At 56.8% G+C, this 456-nt stretch carries 1 pseudogene; it reads left to right on the top strand.

The window, feature by feature from the left end:
- A pseudogene (locus tag QQZ18_RS11430) lies at window positions 1-435 on the top strand (hypothetical protein); the annotation flags it as partial.
- Window positions 436-456 lie beyond the last annotated feature (21 nt).

Below are 456 nucleotides of genomic sequence, written 5' to 3'. Positions count from 1 at the left end.
CAGCTGATTGGTGAGGCGCTGGGAGCCAGAGTCTGCCAGAGCCCGGAGAAAGAGATTGGTCACTATCCCATCACCCTGAGCGAAGCAGGCAAGCAGCATCCGCTGCTTGCCCACTTCGGATCTCCGCTCACCGTCGGTCACTGGCACAACGACATGCCAGGGCTTACCGATCAAGCAACGGTACTTGCCGCAAGCGTTGGGTGTCCACGGCAGATAGTGCAGTACGGCAATTTCGTCTATGGCTTCCAGTGCCACATGGAATTTACCGCCGAGGCGGTGGAAGGGCTGATCCAGCACTCTGAACAGGAGCTGGCAGAAGCCAAAGGGAAGCGTTTTATTCGCTCGAATGCGGAAATGCGCGAATGGGATTACCGGGAGATGAATGAAAAGCTCTGGCAGTTCCTGGATCTGCTGGTGAAAAAACGCCAGAGTTAGTCCACATAGCCCGGCCAGGGC

Source organism: Pleomorphomonas sp. T1.2MG-36, from assembly GCF_950100655.1.
Classification (GTDB): Bacteria; Pseudomonadota; Alphaproteobacteria; order Rhizobiales; family Pleomorphomonadaceae; genus Pleomorphomonas.
The sequence above is the reverse complement of the archived record's forward strand: the minus strand, read 5'-3'. Positions and strand labels throughout refer to the sequence as shown.